Here is a 615-nt window from a genome sequence, read left to right on the forward strand (position 1 = left end):
GTAAATGTCACAGAAGAAGCCTTACATCAACGGTTTAATCAAGAAGTCGTAACATTCCTTAAAACCATTTTCAATTTCGTGATTTAGGATATTTCTCATTAGATAGGCTAAAATCCATTCATGAACAAGGGGGTTATTATATTTCCAGGGTCAAGCATAACGTCAAAATATACTTTACCAAAGAACGAACAGAAGAGCCGAAATGTGCAGAGGATTTCATAAAAGATTTGGCACCTGGAGAAACCATGGAAGTACATCATGTATATATCAGTCAAAAGAGGATTCCACAACCACGCCTCATTCTTTATCGTTTAACGGAAAAACAGGAAAGAGACAGAGAAGAAAAGTGGAACTGCCTTTTTAATCATGATAATGATCTTAAACTCAAAAATTCTCCAAAAACTTTTGAAAGCATTCCTTTTAAATTCCTCGGCCAATTATCTTATTCCATTTATTTACTACATCTCATTCTTTTAGGATCCCTATCCTGTTATTTATTTAAGTTATTTTACGAAATCGGTATTTTATATAACATAAGCTTTTTATATAGCTTTATTTTATCTTTCACTACGTTAATATTGATATCTTATTTAATGTATAAATATGTAGACTTGA

At 31.4% G+C, this 615-nt stretch carries 1 pseudogene; it reads left to right on the forward strand.

Annotated elements, in window-relative coordinates:
* Nucleotides 1–245 precede the first annotated feature (245 nt).
* Nucleotides 246–615, forward strand: a pseudogene (locus HMPREF0083_RS30080) (hypothetical protein); the annotation flags it as partial.

Source organism: Aneurinibacillus aneurinilyticus ATCC 12856, from assembly GCF_000466385.1.
Classification (GTDB): domain Bacteria; phylum Bacillota; class Bacilli; order Aneurinibacillales; family Aneurinibacillaceae; genus Aneurinibacillus; species Aneurinibacillus aneurinilyticus.